Here is a 20,279-nt window from a genome sequence, read left to right as displayed (position 1 = left end):
GAATCGGGTACTGCTGTTAGGGTCGAACGGATTTGCCTAGAGCATTGAGGGAGGGCACAGCAACGTGAACCGAGCGGTTATGTTGCGGTTCGCCGCATGCGGAATCATCGGACTCGGGGCTGCCCTGCTGATCGCCGCACTGCTGCTGTCGACCTACACCACCAGCCGGATCACCAAGATCCCACTCAACATCGACACCACTCTGGTCAGCGACGGCACCGGAACCGCGCTCGACTCGGCGTCGCTGTCCAGTGATCACGTCGTCGTCAACCAGAACGTGCCCCTGGTTTCCCAGCAGCAGATCAGCGTCGAGTCGCCGGCCAACGCCGATGTGGTCACGCTGCAGGTCGGCACGTCGGTTCGGCGCACCGATAAACAGAAGGACACCGGGCTGCTGCTGGCGATCGTCGACACCGTCACGCTCAACCGCAAGACCGCGATGGCCGTCTCCGACGACACCCACACCGGCGGCGCCGTCCAGAAGCCGCGCACCTTCAACGACGAGAACCCGCCCACCTCGATCCCGGTACGTCACGACGGGTTGTCCTACCGCTTCCCGTTCCACACCGAGAAGAAGACCTACCCCTACTTCGATCCGGTCGCGCAGAAGACCTACGACGTCAATTACGACACCCAAGAGGACGTCAACGGGCTGACCACCTACAAGTTCACCCAGAACATCGGTTACAGCGCCGACGGAAAGCTGGTGGCGCCGGTGAAGTACCCCTCGCTGTACGCCGGCGACGAGGACGGCAAGGTGACCACGTCCGCGGCGATGTGGGGCATCCAAGGCGGCGACCCGGCCGAACAGATCACGATGACCCGTTACTACGCGGCGCAGCGGACCTTCTGGGTGGACCCGGTCTCGGGCACCATCGTCAAGCAGACCGAGCACGCCAACCATTTCTTCGCCCGCGACCCGCTCAAGCCCGAGCTGACGCTGGCCGATTACAAGGTCACCTCCAACGAAGACACGGTGGAATCTCAGGTGAACGCGGCCCGCGACGAGCGTGACCGGCTCGCCCTGTGGTCGCGGGTGCTGCCGATCACGTTCACCGCGGTCGGCCTGATCGCGCTGATCGGCGGTGGGTTGTTCGCGTCGTTCAGCCTGCGGACCGAGAGCGCGCTGACCGACCCGGGCCTGGATCGCGGCGACGAGGAGTTCTTCGGCCGCAGTGGGCTCGAGGAACGGGTGCCCGGCGCCGAAGCCGAGACCGAGAAGCTGCCCGCGCAGCACTCCGAAGCGGATGACGATCCGCCCGGCTCCGATCCGCCGCACGGCACGGCGGCGGAGCCGAATCCGCCCGGCCCGCCCGCCCGGGACTAGCCCGCGGTTGCTGCGACGGTGACCGCGCCATGGCGCCGGGCGCTGCAGTGGTTTCTTCCCGGGTATGCATTGGCCCTGGCGTTGCTGGTGGTGGCGCCGTTGCTGCGGCCGGGGTACCTGCTGCTGCGCGACGCGGTCTCCACGCCACGCTCCTACCTGTCCGATACCGCCCTTGGCTTGACCGCGCCGCCGCGGGCGACTCCGCAGGATTTCGCCGTGGCGCTGGCGTCGCACCTGTTCGACGGCGGGGCCGTGGTGAAGGTGCTGCTGGTCGGTGGGTTGTGGCTGGCGGGCTGGGGTGCGGCACGGCTGGTGGCCACCGCGCTGCCCTGCGCCGACACACCGGGCCAGGTCGTCGCGGTCACGCTGGCCATCTGGAATCCCTATGTCGCCGAACGACTTCTGCAGGGTCACTGGAGTCTGCTGGTCGGCTACGGCTGCCTGCCGTGGGTGGCGACGACGGTGCTGCGCCTGCGATCAGGTGAGCCCGGTGTTTTCGCGTTGGCGTTCTGGATCGCGCTGGCCGGGCTGACGCCGACCGGTCTGATGCTTGCCGCGACGGTGGCGCTGGTCTGCGTCGCCGCACCAGGTGCGGGCCGGGCCCGCTGGCTCTGCGCCGCGGCGGCGTTGGGTGCCGCGCTGGTGGCGGCGCTGCCGTGGCTGGTGGCCGCGGCGACGGGCGCGTCGCTGTCCACCCCCAAGGCGGCGAGCGCGCTCGGCGTGCTCGCCTTCGCGCCGCGCGCCGAGCCCGGCCTGGGCACGCTGGCCAGCCTGGCCAGCCTCGGCGGTATCTGGAACGGCGAGGCCGTACCCAGTTCGCGGGCAACACTTTTCGCGCTGATCTCGGCTCTGGTGCTGCTGGGTGTGGTGACGGCCGGGCTGCCGACGGTGCTACGCCGCCCGGCGGTGCGGCCGCTGCTGGTGCTCGCGGCGGTGTCGGTGGTGGTGCCGGCCGCGCTGGCCACCGGGCCCGGCCTGCACCTGCTTTCCGCCGTCGTCGACGCGGCACCCGGCCTGGGCGTGCTGCGCGACGGCCAGAAGTGGGTCGCGCTGGCGGTGCCCGGCTACGCACTCGCGGGCGCCGGCGCGGTGGTGACGCTGCGGCGGTGGCTGCCCCCGCCGGCCGACATTGCCACCGCGCTGGTGGGGTGTCTCGCCCTGATCGCGGTGCTGCCCGACTTGGCGTGGGGGGTCGGCGGCAAGGTCGCGCCGGTGCACTATCCGCCGGGGTGGGCCGCGGTGGCGGCGGCCATCAACCGTGCGCCCGCGCCGGTGGCGGTGCTGCCCGCGGGCTCGATGCGCCGCTTCGCCTGGTCGGGTCCGGCGCCGGTGCTGGATCCGCTGCCGCGCTGGCTGCGCGCCGACGTGCTGAGCACCGGCGACTTGGCGATCTCTGGTCGGGTGGTGCCCGGGGAGGGCAACCGCGCCCGCGCGATCCAGGAGCTGTTGTTGTCCGGGCCGTCGCCGTCGGCCTTGGCCCCGGCCGGCGTCGGATGGCTGGTCGTCGAATCCGACAGCGCCGGAGACATGGGCTCGGCCGCACGCACCCTGGCCGCGCTCACACCGGTGTTCCGCGACGGGGAGCTGACGCTGTACCGGATCGGCGGGGAGGCCGCCGGAGTTTCGTCGACCCGGCGCAACGCCACGCTGATCGCGCACCTGGCCTGGCTGGGGATGCTGCTCGTGGGCGGGGGCGGCGCGCTGGTCGGCGCGGTCTGCCGGGTTAGACCCGGTTTTAGACCACGCCGCTGACGAACTGCCCGGCCTGGACGGCTTCAAGCACGGCGCGCATCGCGTCGGCGCTTTGCGTCCAGGAGAACTCACCGCTGCGCGTCTGCGCCTTGACCCCGAGCTGATCGCGCAGCACCGGATCGCACAGCAGCTCTTCCAGACGATCCACCAGCTCGGCGCGGTCATCCACCAAGATCCCGGTCACACCGTCGACGATCGAGTCCGACAGGCCGCCCGCGCAGCGGTAGCCGATCGTCGGCACCCGGTGCTGTGCGGCCTCCACGACCGCCAGGCCCCAGCCCTCCTTGCGGGAGGGCAGCACATGCACCCACGCCCCTTGCAGCACATGGTGTTTGGTTACGTCGTCGACGTGGCCGTGGAAGGTCACCGCGTCGCTGATGCCGAGACTGCGGACATGGTCGACGAGGCGCTGGCGCCACCAACCGTCGCCGACGATGTCCAGATGCAGCGCCGGCAGCCCCGCAACACGCCGCCGCAGTTCGGCGACCGTCTCTAGGGCGTCCTCGATCTGCTTGTGCGGCACCAGCCGCGAGAGCACCACGACCCGCGGCACGGCCGAACGCGGGCCGTCCAACGACCGCGCCGGCGCCTGGTCGAGGCCGTTGCGCACCACCGCGATCCGCTCGTGGTCCGCGCCCAGGGCGACCAGGTCACGCGCCGACGGCAGCGACACCGTCAGGTACTGATTGCGCCGGTGCAGTCGCGGCGACAGCCACGACTCGACCCACCAGCCCAGCCGGCCGAACACCGGCCCGGCCACCGGCCACTGCTCCCGGTGGCAGTGATGGACCAACAGCACCACGCGGCGCCCATAGACCAGCCGGGCGCAAAACGGCAAACCGTTCTGCGAATCGACGACCACGTCGGGGCGCACTCGCCGCAGCGGTCCGAGGCCCACCCGGGCCGCTGCCATCGCCAGCAGTGCCCACACATAGACCGAGTAGCGCCCACCCGCCCGGGTGATGCGCACACCGTCGACGAGCTCGCGGCGCGGTGCACCCGGATAGCGAGCGGTGCGCAGGGTGACCGAGACACCCGACGCGGCCAGTTGGGCGCCGATGCGCTGTAGGTAGGCTTCGCTGCCGCCGCCCTGCGGGTGGCCGGTGTCGCGCCAGCACAGCAGCAGGACGGATCGCAGGTGAGACATCCCGGCCAGCCTAACCCGGCGCGAACGTCACGCTGGGGTGACGCTCGCCGCCCGACGTCACGCTGGCGTGACGCTCGGGCGGGTTCGGCCCGGCCGTAGGGTTGGCCGGTGGCGGTGACTGACCTCTTTGCGCGACGGGCCACGCTGTCGCGCTCGGTGCGGCTGCTGTCCGCATTCCGCTACGAGCAGCCGGATCCGGCCCGGTTCTACGGCGCCCTGGCCACCGATACCGCGGCGATGGTCGGCGACCTGTGGCTGGCCGCGCGCGGAGAACCGCTGGCCGGCCGCGTGCTCCTCGACGTCGGCGGCGGGCCGGGCTACTTCGCCGAAGCGTTCACCGGCGCCGGTGTGCACTACCTGGGTGTCGAGCCCGATCCGAGCGAGATGCACAACGCCGGGCCCGCGGTGCGGCAAGCGACGGACTCGTTCGTCCGGGCGTCGGGCATGGCGCTGCCGTTCGCCGACGACTCGGTGGACATCTGCCTGTCGTCCAACGTCGCCGAACACGTGCCGCGGCCATGGCAGCTCGGCGCCGAGATGCTGCGGGTGACCAAGCCGGGCGGGCTGGCCGTGCTGTCCTACACCGTCTGGCTGGGCCCTTTCGGTGGGCACGAGATGGGTCTGACGCACTATCTGGGCGGTGCGCGCGCAGCAGCCCGTTATGCGCGCAAACACGGCCGTCGCGCGAAGAACGACTACGGGTCGTCGTTGTTCGCGGTGTCCGCCGCTGCGGGGCTGAGCTGGGCCGAAAATACCGGGGCGCTGCTGACCGCATTCCCGCGCTACCACCCGCGTTGGGCCTGGTGGCTGACGTCGGTGCCGCTACTGCGCGAGTTCCTGGTCAGCAATCTCGTGCTGGTGCTTTCACCCCGAGAATGAAACATGTTCTCGTTTTGCTCTCGCTTATGTAGGGTGGCGCCATGCCCGCCGGCGACGGTGCAGAGCGGAGCGATGAGGAGGAGCGGCGGAATATGACCGACATCAAGACCGAATACGACAAGCTTTTCATCGGCGGCAAGTGGACGGAGCCGTCGACCTCTGAGGTGATCGAGGTGCACTGTCCGGCCACCGGCGAATACTTCGGCAAGACCCCGCTGGCGGCGGCAGCAGACGTCGACGCCGCGGTCGCCGCGGCCCGCGCCGCTTTCGACAACGGCCCCTGGCCCACCACGCCACCGAAGGAACGCGCGGCCGTCATCGCCAACGTCGTCAAACTGATGGAAGAGCGCAAGGAACTGCTGAGCGCGCTGCTCGCCGGTGAGACCGGGCAGCCGCCGACCACCATCGAAACCATGCACTGGATGGGCTCGATGGGCGCGATGAATTTCTTCGCCGGCCCGGCAGTCGACCAGGTCAAGTGGCGCGAGATCCGCAACGGCTCCTACGGGCAGACCATCGTGCACCGCGAGCCGATCGGCGTGGTGGGCGCGATCGTGGCCTGGAACGTGCCGCTGTTTCTGGCGGTCAACAAGCTGGGCCCCGCGCTGCTGGCCGGCTGCACGGTGGTGCTCAAGCCCGCCGCCGAAACCCCGCTCACCACAAACGCTTTGGCGGAGATTTTCGCCGAGGCCGGCCTGCCCGAGGGGGTGCTGTCGGTGGTGCCCGGCGGTATCGAGACCGGGCAGGCGCTGACCTCGAACCCGGACGTCGACCTGTTCACCTTCACCGGCAGCTCGGGCGTCGGCAAGGAGATCGGCCGTCGCGCCGCCGAGATGCTCAAGCCGTGCACGCTGGAGCTCGGCGGTAAGTCCGCGGCGATCCTCCTCGAGGACGTCGACCTGGCCTCGGCAATCCCGATGCTGGTGTTCTCCGGGATCATGAACACCGGGCAGGCCTGCGTCGGCCAGACCCGCATCCTGGCGCCCCGCTCGCGTTACGACGAAATCGTGGAAGCGGTAAGCCAATTCGTGCAGGCGCTGCCGGTCGGTCCGCCGTCGGACCCGGCCGCCCAGATCGGGTCGCTGATCTCGGAGAAGCAACGCGCACGCGTCGAGGGCTACATCGCCAAAGGCATCGAAGAGGGCGCCCGGCTGGTGTGTGGCGGTGGCCGTCCCGAGGGCCTGGACAACGGCTTCTTCGTCCAGCCCACGGTGTTCGCCGACGTCGACAACAAAATGACGATCGCGCAGGAGGAGATCTTCGGGCCGGTGCTGGCCATTATTCCCTACGACACCGAAGTGGACGCGGTCAAGATCGCCAACGACTCGGCCTACGGCCTGGCCGGCAGCGTGTGGACCAGCGATATCCCCAAGGGCATCGAGATCTCGGAGAAGATCCGCACCGGGACGTACGCCATCAACTGGTACGCCTTTGACCCGTGCTGCCCGTTCGGCGGCTACAAGAACTCCGGCATCGGCCGCGAGAACGGCCCGGAAGGTGTCGAGCACTTCACGCAGCAGAAGAGCGTGCTGATGCCGATGGGCTACACCGTCGAGGCGTAAGCCGCTATCCCGACACAGCGCTAGCGCTGTGTCGGGGACTGTCACGCTGGCGTGACGTTCGGCATCCAGAGCCACACTGGCGTGACGCTCGCGAGCGCTAGCGGCCCCGGAAGTGGGCGTCGCGTCGCTCGATGAACGACTGCGCGCCCTCGGCGGCGTCTTCGCTAGCGAAGAGCTCGGTGACGGCGGGCCGCAGACGCGCCACCGCGGCGGCCGCGCCGTGTGTGCGTGCCACATGCGCCGACGCCAGCGTGGCCCGCACGCCTAACGGCGCAGCGCTAACGGCGCGGCGCTAACGGCGCGGCGCGGTCGGCGATCGTGTGGGCGATAACGCGCCCGGGCCACCAGAACCCGAAATTATGCAATAAAGCATAATCCTTACGGTTTGCTCAGCTTAAGCTCACCATGAGTAAATGACGTTCGTCACACATTTACCGTGGTCTGCGAGTTTAGTTCCACTAACAACTTGCTTAGTAGACGAGTGCCTTATATGATTCTCAGCATAATCATGAGCCGCCGGCCCCGGCGCATGACAGCACCCCTAGGCCGGGAGAAAAACCATGTGGATCATCGAACTCAACGTCGCCGGCTATCAATTCACCCGCGAGGTGCCCGACCTAAAGCGCCCGTCATTCCGGTTCAGCCCGCGTAACATGCACTGGCCGGTATCGCGGCATTCGCACGCTGCATGACGTCAACTCTAGGAGGTACGCGAGTGCCGACCAGCGACGTCGAACCCCGACCTTCGTCGACGAAGCGTGGCGGCACCCGCACCAAGATGCTCGTCAGCGCCGCCGAGGTGATGCGTGAGCGCGGAGCCGCCGGCGTCACGATCGACGCCGTGCTGGCCCGCAGCGGCGCCCCCCGCGGCTCGGTCTACTACCACTTCCCCGAAGGCCGCAACCAGATCCTCAGCGAGGCCCTGCGGTATTCGGGGGATGCCATCACCGCCACCATCGACGCCGCCGCCGACCACGGCGCCCGCACGCTGTTGCGCGAGTTCATCGAACTCTGGGAGCGTCTGCTGACCGACGGCGACTTCCTCGCCGGCTGTCCGGTGGTCGCGGCCGCGATTAGCTCGGACGAAGCCGATCAGGACCTGACCGGTGAAGCCGGCATGATCCTGGGCCGCTGGTGCACGGCATTGACTCGGGCGTTTGCCAAGGATGGCTTCAACGACGACGACGCCGCCTCGCTGGCGGTGACCTCGATTTCGGCGCTCGAAGGCGCGATCGTGCTGGCCCGCTCGACCCGCTCGGTGCTCCCGCTCAGCCAGGTCGGCGAGCAGCTCGAATTCCTGATCAAGGCAAGGGAATTCGTCACCCGCAATGGGATGCCCGGCAAGCAGGACGGCTAGTCGCTCGCCGGCAGCGGCTTGACCTCTTTGAGTGCCAGCGGAGTCGCACCGATGCTCAGGCTCCCCGCGCCCGGCTTGGTCACCAGCACCTCGGCGCCGGCCTCGTCGACATAGCGCTTGCCCATCACGGTGCCCTCGGCGAAAGCCGGGTCGAGTTCGCCCGAGCGCTCGCCACCGATCGGCACCATCGGGACCCCGCCGCAGCGCAGATCGTCGAGGCTGTCGGAGCTCCTGACGACGATCACCTGGGTGTCACACACCTGACTGGTGAGGCGGGTTCCGTTCTTGATCATGATTTTCGTCCTCTACTTACTGCTCGGCCGGTGCGGCCTGCGATCCTGCTAAATCTTCGATGATTTCCCGCCGCAAGACCTTGCCCGTGGGGGTGGTCGGCAATTCGTCGCGGAACACTACGCGGTCGGGGGTGCGCGAACCGCGCAAAGCCTTTCGGACATGCTCTCGCAATTCCTCGGGATCGGGGTCGGCACCGGGCCGCGGGACCACCACGGCGACGATAGCCTGTCCCCACTGCGGATCGTCGACGCCGACGACGGCGACGTCGCGCACGTGCGGATGCTCGACGAGCACCTCCTCCAGCTCGGCGGGCGCGATGTTCTCGCCGCCGCGGATGATGGTGTCGTCGCTGCGCCCGCCGATGAACAGGTAGCCCTCGTCATCTAGCATCGCGATGTCTTTGGTTGGGAACCAACCGTTTTCGTCGAGCACCGAGCCGATTCCGGTGTAGCGCCCGGACACCTGCTCGCCGCGCACGAAGAGCTCGCCGGTCGCACCGGCCGGCAGCACGTTGCCGTCGTCGTCGCGGATCTCGATTTCGATGCCGGGCACCGGACGGCCCACCGAGCCCAGCCGCTTGATGGCGGCCGTGTCCGACGCCGCTTGCGCGGCGCGGTGGTCGTCGGGTGTGAGTACCGCGATCGTCGAGCTCGTCTCGGTCAGCCCGTAGGCGTTGACGAAGCCCACATCCGGCAACAGTTCGAGTGCCCGGCGCACCAGGGGCAGGCCGACCTTCGACCCGCCGTAGGCCAGGTTGCGCAGTGACGGCAACTGATAGTCGCCCGTCTCGAGCACGGTGACGACGCGGTCCAGCATGGTCGGCACCAGCGTCGCGGTGGTCACATGCTCGGCGCCGATCAGCCGCACCCATTCACCTGCATCGAAGTTGGGCAGGTAGACCATCTTGCGACCGGCGTACAGATTCGACAGCGCGGCCCCGACGCCGGCGATGTGATACGGCGGCACGCAGATCAGTGCCGCGTCAAGCTCTGCGGCCGAGTCGAATTCGACGGTTCCGGTGACATAGCTGGTCAGGTTGTTATGCGAGAGCTCGACGGCCTTGGGCTGCGACGTGGTGCCGGAGGTGAACAGCACGATCCCGACCGACTCCGGGTCGGGAAACGCGAGACCTGCAGGTTCGGCCGTGCGGGCGGCCGCCAGGAAGTCGTCGGAATCCATCACCCGCTTGGACGAATCGCCGAGCATGTCCTGATAGCGGCTGTCGACGATGACCAGGGGTTCGGGTAGCCGCTCGATCAGCGTCTGGATGCCCTCGGCGGACAACCGGTAGTTGAGCGGGGTGAACGGCAGGCCGGCGCGGGCCGCGGCGAAGATCAGCACCGGCAGCATCGCGCCGCCGACGCCCACATAGGCCACATGCTGAGCGCCCGATTCCGCAATGACTCCGGCGCCGCCGTCGGCCAGATCGCTGAGCTCCTGCGTCGTCAGCCGGGTTTCCCCCGAGACGACGGCGGTGCGGTCGGGGTTGCTCGACGCAGCCATCTCGAGAAGCAACGAAATGCTCATACTCGATCCCTTTGCATCCCAACCCTTTTGCGCCCAGACGCGGACTCTACGAACATAGTGTATCGAATCTCAGGTGCCGGTCCACTGGGGAGCGCGCTTCTCGGCGAATGCAATCGCGCCCTCCTTCGCGTCGTTGGACGAAAAGACCGGAGCCAGCAGCTTGTTCTGCTCAGTGAACATGGTGTCGGGGCTCCAGCCGCGGGACTCGACAATGATCCGCTTGGTGGCGGCCACCGCGAGCGGCCCGTTGGCGGCGATCCGTTCGGCCAGATCGATCGCGGCGTCCAGCGCCGTCCCCGGCTCGGCCAGCACGTTCACCATGCCCAGCGCGGCGGCGCGCTCCGCGGAGAGGTTCTCGCCGGTCAATGCCAGCTCCATCGCGATGGCCGACGGGATGCGCTGCGGCAGCCGCAGTAACCCGCCACCACCGGCGACCAGGCCGCGCTTGACCTCCGGGATACCGAAGGCCGAGTCCTTGGACGCCACGATCAGGTCGGTGGCCAGTGCCAGCTCGGTACCGCCGGCTAGCGCGTAGCCCTCTACCGCCGCGATCAGCGGCTTGACCGGCGGGCGCTCGGTGAATCCCATGCCGCGGCCCTCGACGATCGGCAGCTCGCCGCGGGCAAACGCCTTGAGATCCATGCCCGCGCAGAACGAGCCGCCGGCCCCGGTAAGGATGCCCACCGATAGGCCGGGTTCCTCGTCGAGCCGATCGACGGCCGCCGCCAGGCCATTGGCCACCGCGGAGTTCACCGCGTTCTTGGCCTTGGGCCGGTTAATCGTGATGATCAGGATTCGGCCGCGCTGTTCGACCAGAACCTCGGGCTCGTTGGCTTCGTCGGTGCTCACGGTAGCTGCCCATCTCCTTTTACGTCGGTGGCATCGGTGGCAAACCGGTGGCTGTTACCGACTGATGGTAGCCGCCGGCGGAAATGGCATTGGCACCAGGAGAGAGTCTCGTTACCGAATTTCGGGGTTGTTGCGACGGCCGGACCGCTCAGGCCGGGGCCATCGCCTCCTCGACCAGCGTCAGCTCTTCGGAAAGGCCTGCAGCCCTGCGTAATTCGATGAAGTCGGCGACCATCGCCTCGGTCACCTCGTGCGGGTCCTTGACGGTGGCGCCGTCGGACAGCACCGAGATGTTGAGCTGGTCGACGTAGCTCCACACGGTGATGTTGAGTCCGCTGCCCGCGGTCAACGGTCCGACTGAGTAGATCTCGGTGACCTTTGCGCCGCCGACCCGGCCATGCTCGCGGGGTCCGGGCACGTTCGAGATGGGCAGGTTCAGCACCTTGTTCTGGCCGTCGCGGCTGGACGCCCAGCGAAAGAACGATTCGGTGGCCAGGGGCGGCATGTAGTTCGACCACCGGCTGATCAATTCGGGGCCGACCAGGTGGAAGGCCTCCTTGGCGGAAACCGCGTTGTCGTGGCAGGCCTGCAGCCGCGCCAGCGGGTCATCCAGGTCGGCCGGCAGCGCGATCATCAGCCCGGTGAAGTAGTTGCCCGATATCCGTTCGGGTGAGAAGTCGAAACTCGCCGGGACGGAAGCCAGCAGCGGTTCGGCCGTGCCGTCGTAACGCAGCAGCAAGGTGCGCAACGCCCCGGTGGAGATGGCCAGCACCACGTCGTTGATGGTCCCGCCGCACAACTTGGCGGTCGCCTTGATGTCGGCGAGCGCCAGGGTGGCCGTCGCGAACCGGCGTTCCGGGGTGATCCGGTGGTTGAGGAAGGTGGGCGGCGGCGTGAAGGGCATCGTCAGCTCCGGCGAGAGCTTGCGCGAGCTGCGCCGGACCCGATTGATCCCTTGCGCGGTGTAGCGGAAGGTCGCGGGCAGCTTGCGGGCTTGACGGAGGTGGTCGAAGAACGCCGAACGCACCAATTGCGACTTCGACGGTGCGGGGTCGGTGATCTGCGGGCCGCTTTCCGGTGTGGGCAGTAGGTCCATGCCCCGGGCCATCAGGTTGGCCGACGCGACTCCGTCGGCCAGCGCGTGGTGGATCTTGCCGACCACGGCGACCCGGTCGTTGGCCAGGCCTTCGATGAAGTACATCTCCCACAGCGGACGGCCGCGGTCCAGCGGGGTGCTGGCAATGCGACCGATCGCGTCGTCCAGCTCGCGGCGACCGCCCGGCTCGGGCAACCGCATCGGGCGGATGTGGTAGTCGAGGTCGACCTCGCAATGCTCGCGCCACATCGGATGGTGGAACTTCCACGGGATGTCGACGAGCTGATAGGTGAAGGGCTCGAGCTTGTTCAGCCTGGCCCCAATGACCTGGCGAAACGAATTGACGTCGAAATCTCGGCGCTCCGGGTCGATCTCGACGACGGCGACCTTGATCGTGTGCATATGCACGTTCGGGGTCTCGCTGTACAGCAGTACCGAGTCCCAGCCGCTGAGCCGTTTCATCGCTGCCCCTTCCCCTCAAGCAGGGACCTTACTGAGCGAGTGCGCTAGATGACCTCTTTTGACCTGATCTGCACCTTGGTGCGGTAGATCTGGTTGAGGAACAGCGAAGTGGCATGAGCCGCCACACCGGCGCGCTCGCCGTCGATCATGTCGAAACCGTGTCCGGCCCCCGGCAACTCGAGGTACCCGACCATCGAATGCGAGGCAGCCCGTAGCCGCTCGACGAAGCTGCGCGCCTGCTCGACGGGGATGACGCTGTCCTTGCTGCCGTGAATCACCAAGAACGGCGGAGCATTCCGGTGCACCCGCGCGATCGGCGACGCGTCGCGGTACAGCTCGGGATGCCGGGCGATGGACTTCTTGACGACCACCCGCTCCAGGAATTCGACGAACCGGTCACGCTCGGGGGTGGAGCGATCCTCCCAGTCGTAGCGGCCGTAGATGCCGACCACGGCGTCGACCGAGCTGTCCGCGCCCTCCGGCAGCCGGTGCGCGAAGCCCGGGTCGTCGGGCGTGAGACCGGCCAGCGCGGACAGGTGCCCGCCCGCCGAACAGCCCGCCACGGCAACGAAATCGCGGTCGCCGCCGAACTTGTCGACGTTGGCGCGCGCCCATGCGATCGCGGTCTTGACGTCGGTGATGTGCCGCGGCCAGCGGTGATACGGCGCGACGCGGTAGTCGATCGCCAGGCACACCCAGCCCTGCTCGGCCAGTCGCGACATCAGGGCGGTGCCCTGCATCATGGCCCGGCCGTGCACCCAGGCGCCGCCCGGGACGAAGATCAGCACCGGGGCCGGTTGGGCCGGCAGATCCTTGCGCCGCCACACGTCCAGCACCTGGGCGGGGTGGTCGCCATAATGGACCGCCCGGCGGTACAGGTAACGGCGCTGCCCCAACGCTTCCCAGATCGGCGGCTTCTTGTCGACCACCGGCCAGTCGAGTTCGAGGTCCGCGGCCGACACGATGCCCCGCAAGGCCGCAACGGACACCTCGTGCGTGCTTTCCCGGTCCCGGCGGCGCACGTCGTTGATTCCCGGCGTCAGCCAGTCCTTCTTCAGGCCAGCGAAAGCCTCCGGTGCGTGCCGCGCGCCCCAGACACCCATCGCGGTGACACCACCCAGTGGTTCCAGGTGCTTACCCACGACCGGTAGCGAAGCGCTGGCAACGCTCAGTGCCAGCGCATAGTCGGCGGGACGGGCCCGCAGCAACCATTTGAGACACGGTGTCATGCTCGGGACCCTCGCCGTCATGTAGGGGACTGTACCCCCACCCCGTCAGAGCAAACTGACGTTTGCGTAGAAGTCCGGTAGCCTGGCCGAAATCGCTGCGCCAGAAGTTTGCCAATTCGCCGGATCTTCTGCCCTAGATTAGGTTTTTGCCTTCGCTGGGCGCGGTGCGCCGCGCGCCGCAACGAGCCGGATCGGGTAGCAGACGGCGCTTAGCCCGAACACCGCCACGGTGAGCAGCAGCCACCTGCCCGGGAAGGGCCGTTGGGTTTGTCCGGTCGCCGCAAGATACGTGGGTCCACCCTGCTCGATGGTGCCGGGCAGAAAGATCAGCAGCGTCAGCCCGGCCCCCAACGCCGGCACTCGAATGTAGTTGCGGGCGAGCACTTTCGGGAAGTCACGGGTCGCTTGCCAGCGTGCCCACAGCGCCCGGTCGGCCAACGCGTAGAGCGGGAAGAACACCAGATCGCGAACGACCACGACGGCGGCGAGCCAGACCGCGATCGACTGCCACCAGGTGCCGGAGTTCCACAGGGTCGCGGGTTTGACGACGACCAGGAATGTAGCCCATCAGCGCGAAGCCGGACAGCATCGGCAGCAGGTGCGGCGGATGCGATCCGTAAATCGCGGCGAAACGTGTTGAGAGTCTTGGCATCTCAACTGCCTTCGAATTCGAAGGCGGCACCCATTTGGTGTTGTGCACACCCGGCAGCGCGGGCACGATGATCCGCGCTGCAGGGAAATCACCCGGGCCGAGCGCGGCGCGGGTACGCCCGCGATGCGAGCTGGCTCGGCCAGCCGGACGCCGCTGCAGGTCGGCACGGTCGACCATCCCTCGACGCACGCAGCCCGAACGCCGACGTCAGCCACGGGCCGCGCAGCGGGCTCCGAAAACGGATGAGCAACCGGGCACCCAAGCCGCTCACGGGGCGGCCAGGCTGGCGATCACCCGACCGCCGATCAGCCGAACGCCGGTCAGCGTCAGTCCGACTTGGGCCGCCAGCGCGGCGGCGCTGTCCACTCCGACCGATGCCCAGCGAAACCACGGCCCGACATCGCAGGCCGACTCCAGGCGCACCCAGCGCGCGCGGATGCCGATCGCGTCGGCCTCGAATTCGGCCACGCAGCGCCCACCGCGGCGCAGCAGCTCGGCGGCGCGCGCCAGAATCCGCCGCGGGTCCCCACCCAGGCCGACATTGCCGTCGACCAGCAGCACCGTCTGCCACCGGCCCATGCCGGGCAGCGGCTCGAACACGTCGCCCAACAGGGCCGGCGCGCCGCCGCGCCCGGCCAGCCGGATCGCGGTGGCAGACCGGTCGATGCCCAGTGCGGGTATGCCCCGCTCGAACAGCCGCGCCACCAACCGTCCTGGCCCGCAGCCGAGCTCAATCGTCGGCCCGCTGCACATCTGGGTGACGGCTTCGTCGAAGACCTCGTCGAGGTCATCGACCAATCCTCCGGAGCACCGGGCGCCCAGCCAGCGGTGTGCCGGCAGCACCCGAACCTCGCCGTCGTCATGGCGAATCCAACACCGCTCGCCGCCGAGCGCCCGATCGTAGAGGTGCCCCAGCATGTCCGCCTTTCGCATCGCGTCCGACCAGGGCCACCCGGGACCTCTGGAGGGTGTTGCAACCGAACCCGCACCCCACGTACACGGGCTACGCCAGCGTTTGGATCACCCGGATCGGTACCCCGATCCCTCGTCAGCTAACCAGGCCGAAGAGGGTCGGTCTACCGTCCGGGCGAAACGGTCCGCCGAAGTGATTCGGCGCCGAGGCGACCTCGGACGGGTCCGGATCTCACACCAATGACGTGGCGTCGCGGCGCCGGACGTAAGCCGCCCCGGTCACCGCGACGCAGAACACCGAGAAGACGGTGGTCGCGGATTTAGCGGCCGCGCGTAGGACGTGCGCAGCACGACGTTGATGCCGACGCCGCCCAACGCACCGACCGCGCCGGCGATGCCGATCAAGCGCCCGACATCGAACACTCCCACCCGATTACGTCGACCGGCGAAAGATAGTGCAGTGCAAGTGATTTCGCGGCGAAATGAACAGGATCATCTGGTAGACCGAGCCGTTGCCCACCCCGAGATCACGAAGAGCAAGATGAATCCGACGAGACGACCCGTTCCAGGGCCTCATTCCAGCAGGCTGGGGCGCAGCGGGTCACCGCGCCCGTCACGTATCAGCGGGCTCGTCAGCTGTTCCGGGTGTTTCAGGAGATCGGCTGCCGTCCAACCCTTTACACACAGTCCGCCGCGATTGGTCGGAAAATCACGCTGCGGAGCGATGCCGCTCGTTGGCTGGATGGGTGATACTGGATCGGTGCCGAACAGCGACGTTCACCCAGATCTACGCCGGATCGCGCGCATCGCGCCGCGACAAATGGTCAGTCCCCGCAGCCTGTCCACCATCCGGGTGTTGACCAAGCTGCGCGAACGCCGCAATCCCGGCGCGTCGCGCCATGCCGAAGTGATCACCCTCGGCTCTGGAGTCGGCATCCGGCTGTTCCGGCCACCCGGTGTCACCGCACCCGCACCGGCACTGCTGTGGATACACGGCGGCGGATACGTGATGGGCAGCCCGCAACAAGACGACCGGGTCTGCCACGGGTTCAGCACCAGGCTGGGCATCACCGTCGCGGCGGTGAAATACCGCCTGGCCCCCGAACATCCGTATCCCACCCCGCTCGAGGATTGCTATGCGGCACTGACCTGGCTGGCCGGGCTGCCCGCGGTGGAGCGGACGCAGGTGGCGATCGGCGGCGCCAGTGCAGGTGGCGGTCTTGCGGCGGCGCTGGCGTTGCTGGCCCGGGACCGCGGTGAGGTCGCACCGCTGTTCCAGCTGCTGGCCTACCCGATGCTCGACGATCGCAGCTCGCTGACGGCCGAGAAGCCGGACTACCGCCTGTGGAACACCCGCAGCAACCAGTTCGGCTGGTCGGCGTATCTGGGCGACGCCGATCCGCGGGTCGCCGTGCCGGCCCGCCGCGACGACCTCGCCGGGCTGGCGCCGGCCTGGATCGGCGTCGGGACGCACGACCTGTTCCACGACGAAGACCTCGCCTACGCCGAGCGCCTGCGGGCCGCCGGAGTGCCGTGCGACGTGGAGATCATCCCCGGCGCCTTCCACGGGTTCGACTTGGTGGCACCGAAAGTGCAAGTGTCGCAGCGCTTCTTCGACAGCCAGTGCGAGGTTCTGCGCGGGGCGCTGGCCGCGGCGCGCTAGTCCGCGGGATAGGCGATGGCGCCACCGATGATCGTCGCGGCCACCAGCTCGGCGTTCAGCTCGGCGAGTACCGTCTTGGGTGGCGCGGCCAACACGCATAGGTCGGCCGGCTGTCCGACGTCGACGACCCTGGGCCGGCTCGGCTGATCGGCTGAGCCCAGGAACATCGTCAAAGCGTCGATCGCCGAGACACATTCGTTGACGCCGAGCACCGCACCGCTGGGCGTGGTGCGGTGTACCGCGGCACGCATCGCCGCCCACGGGTCACCGCGTCCGAACGGCATGTCGGTCGATAGTGCCAGGCGCACCTTGGCTTTTCGCAGCGATGCGACCCGCCACAGCGCGGCGTGCTCGGCAGCGGGAATCTCGGCGAGGTACTGATCGCCGCGTTCGGCGACGAGGTTGGGTTGGGTCACTACGGTGAGCCCCTCGGACCGGGAAAGGTCCGCGAGGTCGGCAAGGCTGTCGTTGTCGACGACCGCGGCGTGCTCGATGCGGTCCAGCGGATGGCTGCCGGCGGCCCGCAACGCCGCGATGGCGACCACCAACTGGACAGCGGTCACGCAGTGCACGGCAACCGGCTGTCCGCCGGCGTGGTGGTCGGCGATCCATTCGGTCAGCGAGTCCAGGTCTAGACGGTCGTCGTGCAAGATCTTCTTGCCCGGGGCTAAGAAAGACAGCCGCGGCCCGAACTCGGCGTGTCGGTGTGCTACCAACAGTGACACCATGTCGCTCGCGTCGAGATCCGGTGTGGCGTCGGTGACTGCGGTGACGCCGACCGCGGTGAGGCGCCGGCCGAGTTCGGTGAGGTCGCTGTTGTGGCGCTGCAGCGCGTCGGACCAGCGGTCGCTGGCGCGCAGCCGCCCGTCGGGGTGATCGGCCATTCCGAGCAGGTGCAGGGCCGCGGAATTGAGGATCCACAAGGCGCCGCTGCGGTGCTGAACGCGGACCGGACTGCCGGACACGATGGCATCGAGCGCGGCGCGATCCAGCTCACCGGCGACGGATTCGTGGTAGCCGATCGCCCGGATCCATCCGTCTGCGTTCGGTGTAGCCAACGACAGTTGTTGTACCAGTTGATCTCTGGTGCGCACGCGGGGCGGTCCGAGCATCAGCGAATCCATCGCCGCGGCGGCCGAGCGCAGATGTACATGGTGATCGTGCAGGCCGGGCAGCACGGTCGCGCCGTGCGCGTCGAGCACGGTTTCGCCACTCCTGGATTCGAGGTCGTCGCCCATCTCCTCGATCTGCGCGCCGATCCGGAGGTCGGTCACCCTGCCGTCCAGCAGTGTCGCTCGATGAATCAGCATGACCGTAACCGTCTTTCGCTGACCAACCGGCGTACGCCATCGTTGTCCGCGCCCAGTTCGGCGGCGCGGCGGTGCGACGGCGGCGGCTGCGGCGGGGGCGCCGGGCAGTCCGACGCCGATGGCGCGCTGGGCAGGGCCGCATAGCCCGCGGCGATCCCCGCCATCGACAGCTGGATCAACTCGCCGCCACCGCGGGCCAGCGATTCGGCCACGGCCACGGCGGCTTGCAGGCCGGTGAGCGGATCGGCGATCGCGTCCCCGCAGAACACTGGGCCATCCGCGGCGACGCCGACCAGGCCGCCGGCCACCGCAGCGTCGTCGCCGAATGCGGGCCGGCCGGGGTTCTGGTCATACCCGCTGATGCGCAACCAGATTCGGCCCGCTCGCGGCACAATATGATCCGGGCCCAAACCGCGCCGCGTCAGCGCCGCTGGCCGCGAGCCCTCGATCACGATGTCGGCGACGCCGAGCAGCTCCCGCAGCTCGTCGGCCTGGCCCTCGAAATCGAGGCAATAGGACAGTTTTTCGCCGTTCATCCAGTCGAAGAACTCGCGATTTCCCGCCCGGGTGCCGTCCGGACGTTGTGGGCTTTCGACTTTGACGACCGTGGCTCCGGCGTGGGCCAGCAGCTGCCCGCACAGCGGGCCGGCCCACATCGACGACAGGTCGGCCACCAGCAGGCCCTCGGTGCCCCGGGCGGCACCCGCGCTGCCCAGTCGCTCGACCCGCCGCGGCGCATCGGCGGCCTCGCCCAGGCCGGCCGCCGGCACGTCGAGCAGACTCGCCCGCTCGGTGATCGCGGAGACGAGACACGTTGCGGCCCAACGCTGCAGCATGGGCCAGGGATCGGCGGGCACCTCGTCAACTTCCAGTAGCGCAGGGACGGCGGCGATGTCGTCGGGACGCGACAGCGTGAGCGCGCACCAGCCGTCGCGGGCCGAGAGCAGCCGGGTACCACCGCCGGCCGAAATACGGCCGGCGCGGCTCAATCCGAGCAATCCGGCCCGGCCGGCCAGCAGCATGGCCGCATCGACGGTGATGCCCAGATGGCCGCCGAGCGCCGTCGCGACCTGCTCGGCGCGGGCCAGCACCTCGGCGCGGGAGAAGTCCGGCGCCCCACCGGGCAGGCCGGTCAGCCAGGCCAGCCCGCTGCTCCCCCACCGGGACGCCGCGTTGCTCACCTGGACCATTGTGCTCCGGGCTAGAAGTGCAGCGCGCGCAGTCGCCAGTCCAGCACCGGCCGGTCGGGCTGTTCGGCCCCGTCACCGACCGCGTAGACCAGCGATCGCAGTCCCAGCTCGCCCCCGTCGGCCGACTCGACATGCAGTTCGCTGTACAGGGTGTCGCCCTCGTACACCGGCCCGGTGTGATCGCACGACTCCCAGCCCAGCACCGTGCCCAGATTGGGCAACAGCCTGTTTGCCTGTGCGAACGCCAGCCCGATGGTGTGCCCGCCGTACACCAACCGGCGCCCGCTAGAGCGTGCATCATGATGTGCTGCAGCGATATTCAGGGTAAGCCGGGCCAGCTCGGGCGCACTGCTGACGACATCGCCGGTGCTGTGCAGCACCGCGCCCGCCAGTGCGGTGTCGAAATGCGGTCCGGGCACTCGCTTTCGGAAGGCCTCGCCGTTCCAGTGCGCCGCCGGCGCAACGGCCGGCGGTGCCGCATCCGCGCCGATCGTCGAGAGATCGTCGGCGGCCGCGTTATCGGGGTCGAAGTCCGGGCTCGCGGGCAACATGGCGCAGCGGTAGAAATCGAGCACCAATTGATCGGCCTGGTCGATCGTGGTCATCCGCAGCGCAACAAGGCCCGTCGGGGCCCGCCCCGGCTTGGCCGAGTTGGCACGCAGCCCAACGACTTCGGTACGGGTGTAGAGGGAATCGCCGATGACCGGGAATCGGTGAAATGTCAGCCCGCGGTAGAACAGGTTGGCTTTGACCCGCTGGGTGACCAGCGTGCTCTGCCCGATGGCGACGTCGCAGACCAGCCCCGGGTGCGCCAGCGGCCCCGGGTCGCCGATCACCGCGGCACACAGCTCGGCGTCCAGGGCCAGCCGCAGCCGGTCACCGAGGATCGCCTGATGCGCGGCGGCCATGCCCGCCGACAGCGTCGCCATCGGTGCCCAGTCGAAGACCTGGCCTCTGGACAGATCGTCGAAGTACGGCCCGCCTTCGCGGATTCCCGCATACCCGTTACCCGTCACAACGCCTCATGCTGGCAGGCTGTCGAATTGGGGGTCAATGCAGGAGGGTTATCAG

At 68.6% G+C, this 20,279-nt stretch carries 16 protein-coding genes and 3 pseudogenes; 6 read left to right on the top strand and 13 right to left on the bottom strand.

Annotated elements, in window-relative coordinates; translation table 11 throughout:
• Positions 1-64: 64 nt before the first annotated feature.
• Both pgfA and MJO58_RS02250 read left to right on the top strand, forming a co-directional pair.
• Positions 65-1,327 carry a cell envelope lipid trafficking protein PgfA gene (pgfA, locus tag MJO58_RS02255; protein ID WP_239721890.1) on the top strand — a complete coding sequence of 421 codons (1,263 nt, stop codon included), beginning with the start codon at positions 65-67 and terminating at the stop codon, positions 1,325-1,327.
• A gap of 42 nt (positions 1,328-1,369) precedes the next feature.
• Complete coding sequence (locus MJO58_RS02250) at positions 1,370-3,079, top strand: MmpA family trehalose lipid delivery protein (protein ID WP_239723139.1); 1,710 nt, start codon at positions 1,370-1,372, stop codon at positions 3,077-3,079.
• Here the strand turns inward: MJO58_RS02250 and MJO58_RS02245 are convergent.
• Complete coding sequence (locus MJO58_RS02245; protein ID WP_090598739.1) at positions 3,063-4,226, bottom strand: glycosyltransferase family 4 protein; 1,164 nt, start codon at positions 4,224-4,226, stop codon at positions 3,063-3,065. The two genes, MJO58_RS02250 and MJO58_RS02245, sit on opposite strands and share 17 nt — an antisense overlap.
• Positions 4,227-4,334: 108 nt before the next feature.
• Between MJO58_RS02245 and MJO58_RS02240 the strand changes: the two genes are divergently transcribed.
• Together MJO58_RS02240 and MJO58_RS02235 are read left to right on the top strand one after the other, a co-directional pair.
• The gene (locus MJO58_RS02240) at positions 4,335-5,105 is read left to right on the top strand and encodes a class I SAM-dependent methyltransferase (protein WP_239721889.1); all 771 of its coding nucleotides are present in this window, start codon (positions 4,335-4,337) and stop codon (positions 5,103-5,105) included.
• Positions 5,106-5,197: 92 nt separating this feature from the next.
• Positions 5,198-6,667, top strand: coding sequence for an aldehyde dehydrogenase (locus MJO58_RS02235; protein WP_239721888.1), 1,470 nt, complete (start codon positions 5,198-5,200; stop codon positions 6,665-6,667).
• Positions 6,668-6,764: 97 nt separating this feature from the next.
• On the opposite strand, the pseudogene MJO58_RS02230 reads toward MJO58_RS02235, so the two are convergent.
• Positions 6,765-6,944 (bottom strand): annotated as a pseudogene (locus MJO58_RS02230) (crotonase/enoyl-CoA hydratase family protein); the annotation flags it as partial.
• A 501-nt stretch (positions 6,945-7,445) separates the two neighbouring features.
• Between MJO58_RS02230 and MJO58_RS02225 the strand changes: the two are divergent.
• Positions 7,446-8,024, top strand: a complete 579-nt coding sequence (locus MJO58_RS02225) for a TetR/AcrR family transcriptional regulator (protein WP_090608346.1) — start codon at positions 7,446-7,448, stop codon at positions 8,022-8,024.
• On the opposite strand, the gene MJO58_RS02220 is transcribed toward MJO58_RS02225, so the two are convergent.
• The 8 genes and pseudogenes from MJO58_RS02220 to MJO58_RS02185 form a co-directional block, all read right to left on the bottom strand.
• Positions 8,021-8,317: a hypothetical protein gene (locus tag MJO58_RS02220; RefSeq protein WP_090598727.1), complete on the bottom strand. Its 297-nt coding sequence runs from the start codon at positions 8,315-8,317 to the stop codon at positions 8,021-8,023. The two genes, MJO58_RS02225 and MJO58_RS02220, sit on opposite strands and share 4 nt — an antisense overlap.
• Before the next feature lie 16 nt (positions 8,318-8,333).
• A complete protein-coding gene (locus MJO58_RS02215; protein WP_239721887.1) occupies positions 8,334-9,845 on the bottom strand; it encodes a class I adenylate-forming enzyme family protein in 1,512 nt (503 codons plus the stop codon).
• A gap of 69 nt (positions 9,846-9,914) precedes the next feature.
• A complete protein-coding gene (locus MJO58_RS02210) occupies positions 9,915-10,694 on the bottom strand; it encodes a crotonase/enoyl-CoA hydratase family protein (RefSeq protein ID WP_090598719.1) in 780 nt (259 codons plus the stop codon).
• Positions 10,695-10,842: 148 nt separating this feature from the next.
• Positions 10,843-12,252, bottom strand: a complete 1,410-nt coding sequence (locus tag MJO58_RS02205; protein ID WP_239721886.1) for a WS/DGAT/MGAT family O-acyltransferase — start codon at positions 12,250-12,252, stop codon at positions 10,843-10,845.
• Positions 12,253-12,296: 44 nt separating this feature from the next.
• Positions 12,297-13,502, bottom strand: coding sequence for an alpha/beta hydrolase (locus MJO58_RS02200; RefSeq protein WP_090598712.1), 1,206 nt, complete (start codon positions 13,500-13,502; stop codon positions 12,297-12,299).
• Positions 13,503-13,619: 117 nt separating this feature from the next.
• Positions 13,620-14,133 (bottom strand): annotated as a pseudogene (locus tag MJO58_RS02195) (hypothetical protein).
• A gap of 27 nt (positions 14,134-14,160) precedes the next feature.
• Positions 14,161-14,324, bottom strand: a pseudogene (locus tag MJO58_RS02190) (molybdopterin-dependent oxidoreductase); the annotation flags it as partial.
• Between the two features lie 76 nt (positions 14,325-14,400).
• A complete protein-coding gene (locus MJO58_RS02185; protein WP_090608342.1) occupies positions 14,401-15,051 on the bottom strand; it encodes a methyltransferase domain-containing protein in 651 nt (216 codons plus the stop codon).
• Between the two features lie 814 nt (positions 15,052-15,865).
• Here MJO58_RS02185 and MJO58_RS02180 point away from each other — a divergent pair.
• Positions 15,866-16,708 carry an alpha/beta hydrolase gene (locus tag MJO58_RS02180; RefSeq protein ID WP_434086354.1) on the top strand — a complete coding sequence of 281 codons (843 nt, stop codon included), beginning with the start codon at positions 15,866-15,868 and terminating at the stop codon, positions 16,706-16,708.
• Here the strand turns inward: MJO58_RS02180 and MJO58_RS02175 are convergent.
• From MJO58_RS02175 to MJO58_RS02165, 3 genes are read right to left on the bottom strand one after another with little or no spacing between them, the layout of a single operon-like run.
• Complete coding sequence (locus tag MJO58_RS02175; protein ID WP_239721884.1) at positions 16,705-18,018, bottom strand: amidohydrolase family protein; 1,314 nt, start codon at positions 18,016-18,018, stop codon at positions 16,705-16,707. The two genes, MJO58_RS02180 and MJO58_RS02175, sit on opposite strands and share 4 nt — an antisense overlap.
• Positions 18,012-19,208 carry a CoA transferase gene (locus MJO58_RS02170; protein ID WP_239721883.1) on the bottom strand — a complete coding sequence of 399 codons (1,197 nt, stop codon included), beginning with the start codon at positions 19,206-19,208 and terminating at the stop codon, positions 18,012-18,014. Before MJO58_RS02170 ends, MJO58_RS02175 begins: the two co-directional genes overlap by 7 nt.
• 11 nt (positions 19,209-19,219) lie before the next feature.
• Positions 19,220-20,224 carry a MaoC family dehydratase gene (locus MJO58_RS02165; protein WP_239721882.1) on the bottom strand — a complete coding sequence of 335 codons (1,005 nt, stop codon included), beginning with the start codon at positions 20,222-20,224 and terminating at the stop codon, positions 19,220-19,222.
• Positions 20,225-20,279: the final 55 nt, after the last annotated feature.

The organism is Mycobacterium lentiflavum, assembly GCF_022374895.2.
GTDB classification, from domain to species: Bacteria; Actinomycetota; Actinomycetes; order Mycobacteriales; family Mycobacteriaceae; genus Mycobacterium; species Mycobacterium lentiflavum.
Note: the sequence above shows the minus strand (reverse complement) of the source record. Positions and strands in the feature narration are given on the sequence as shown.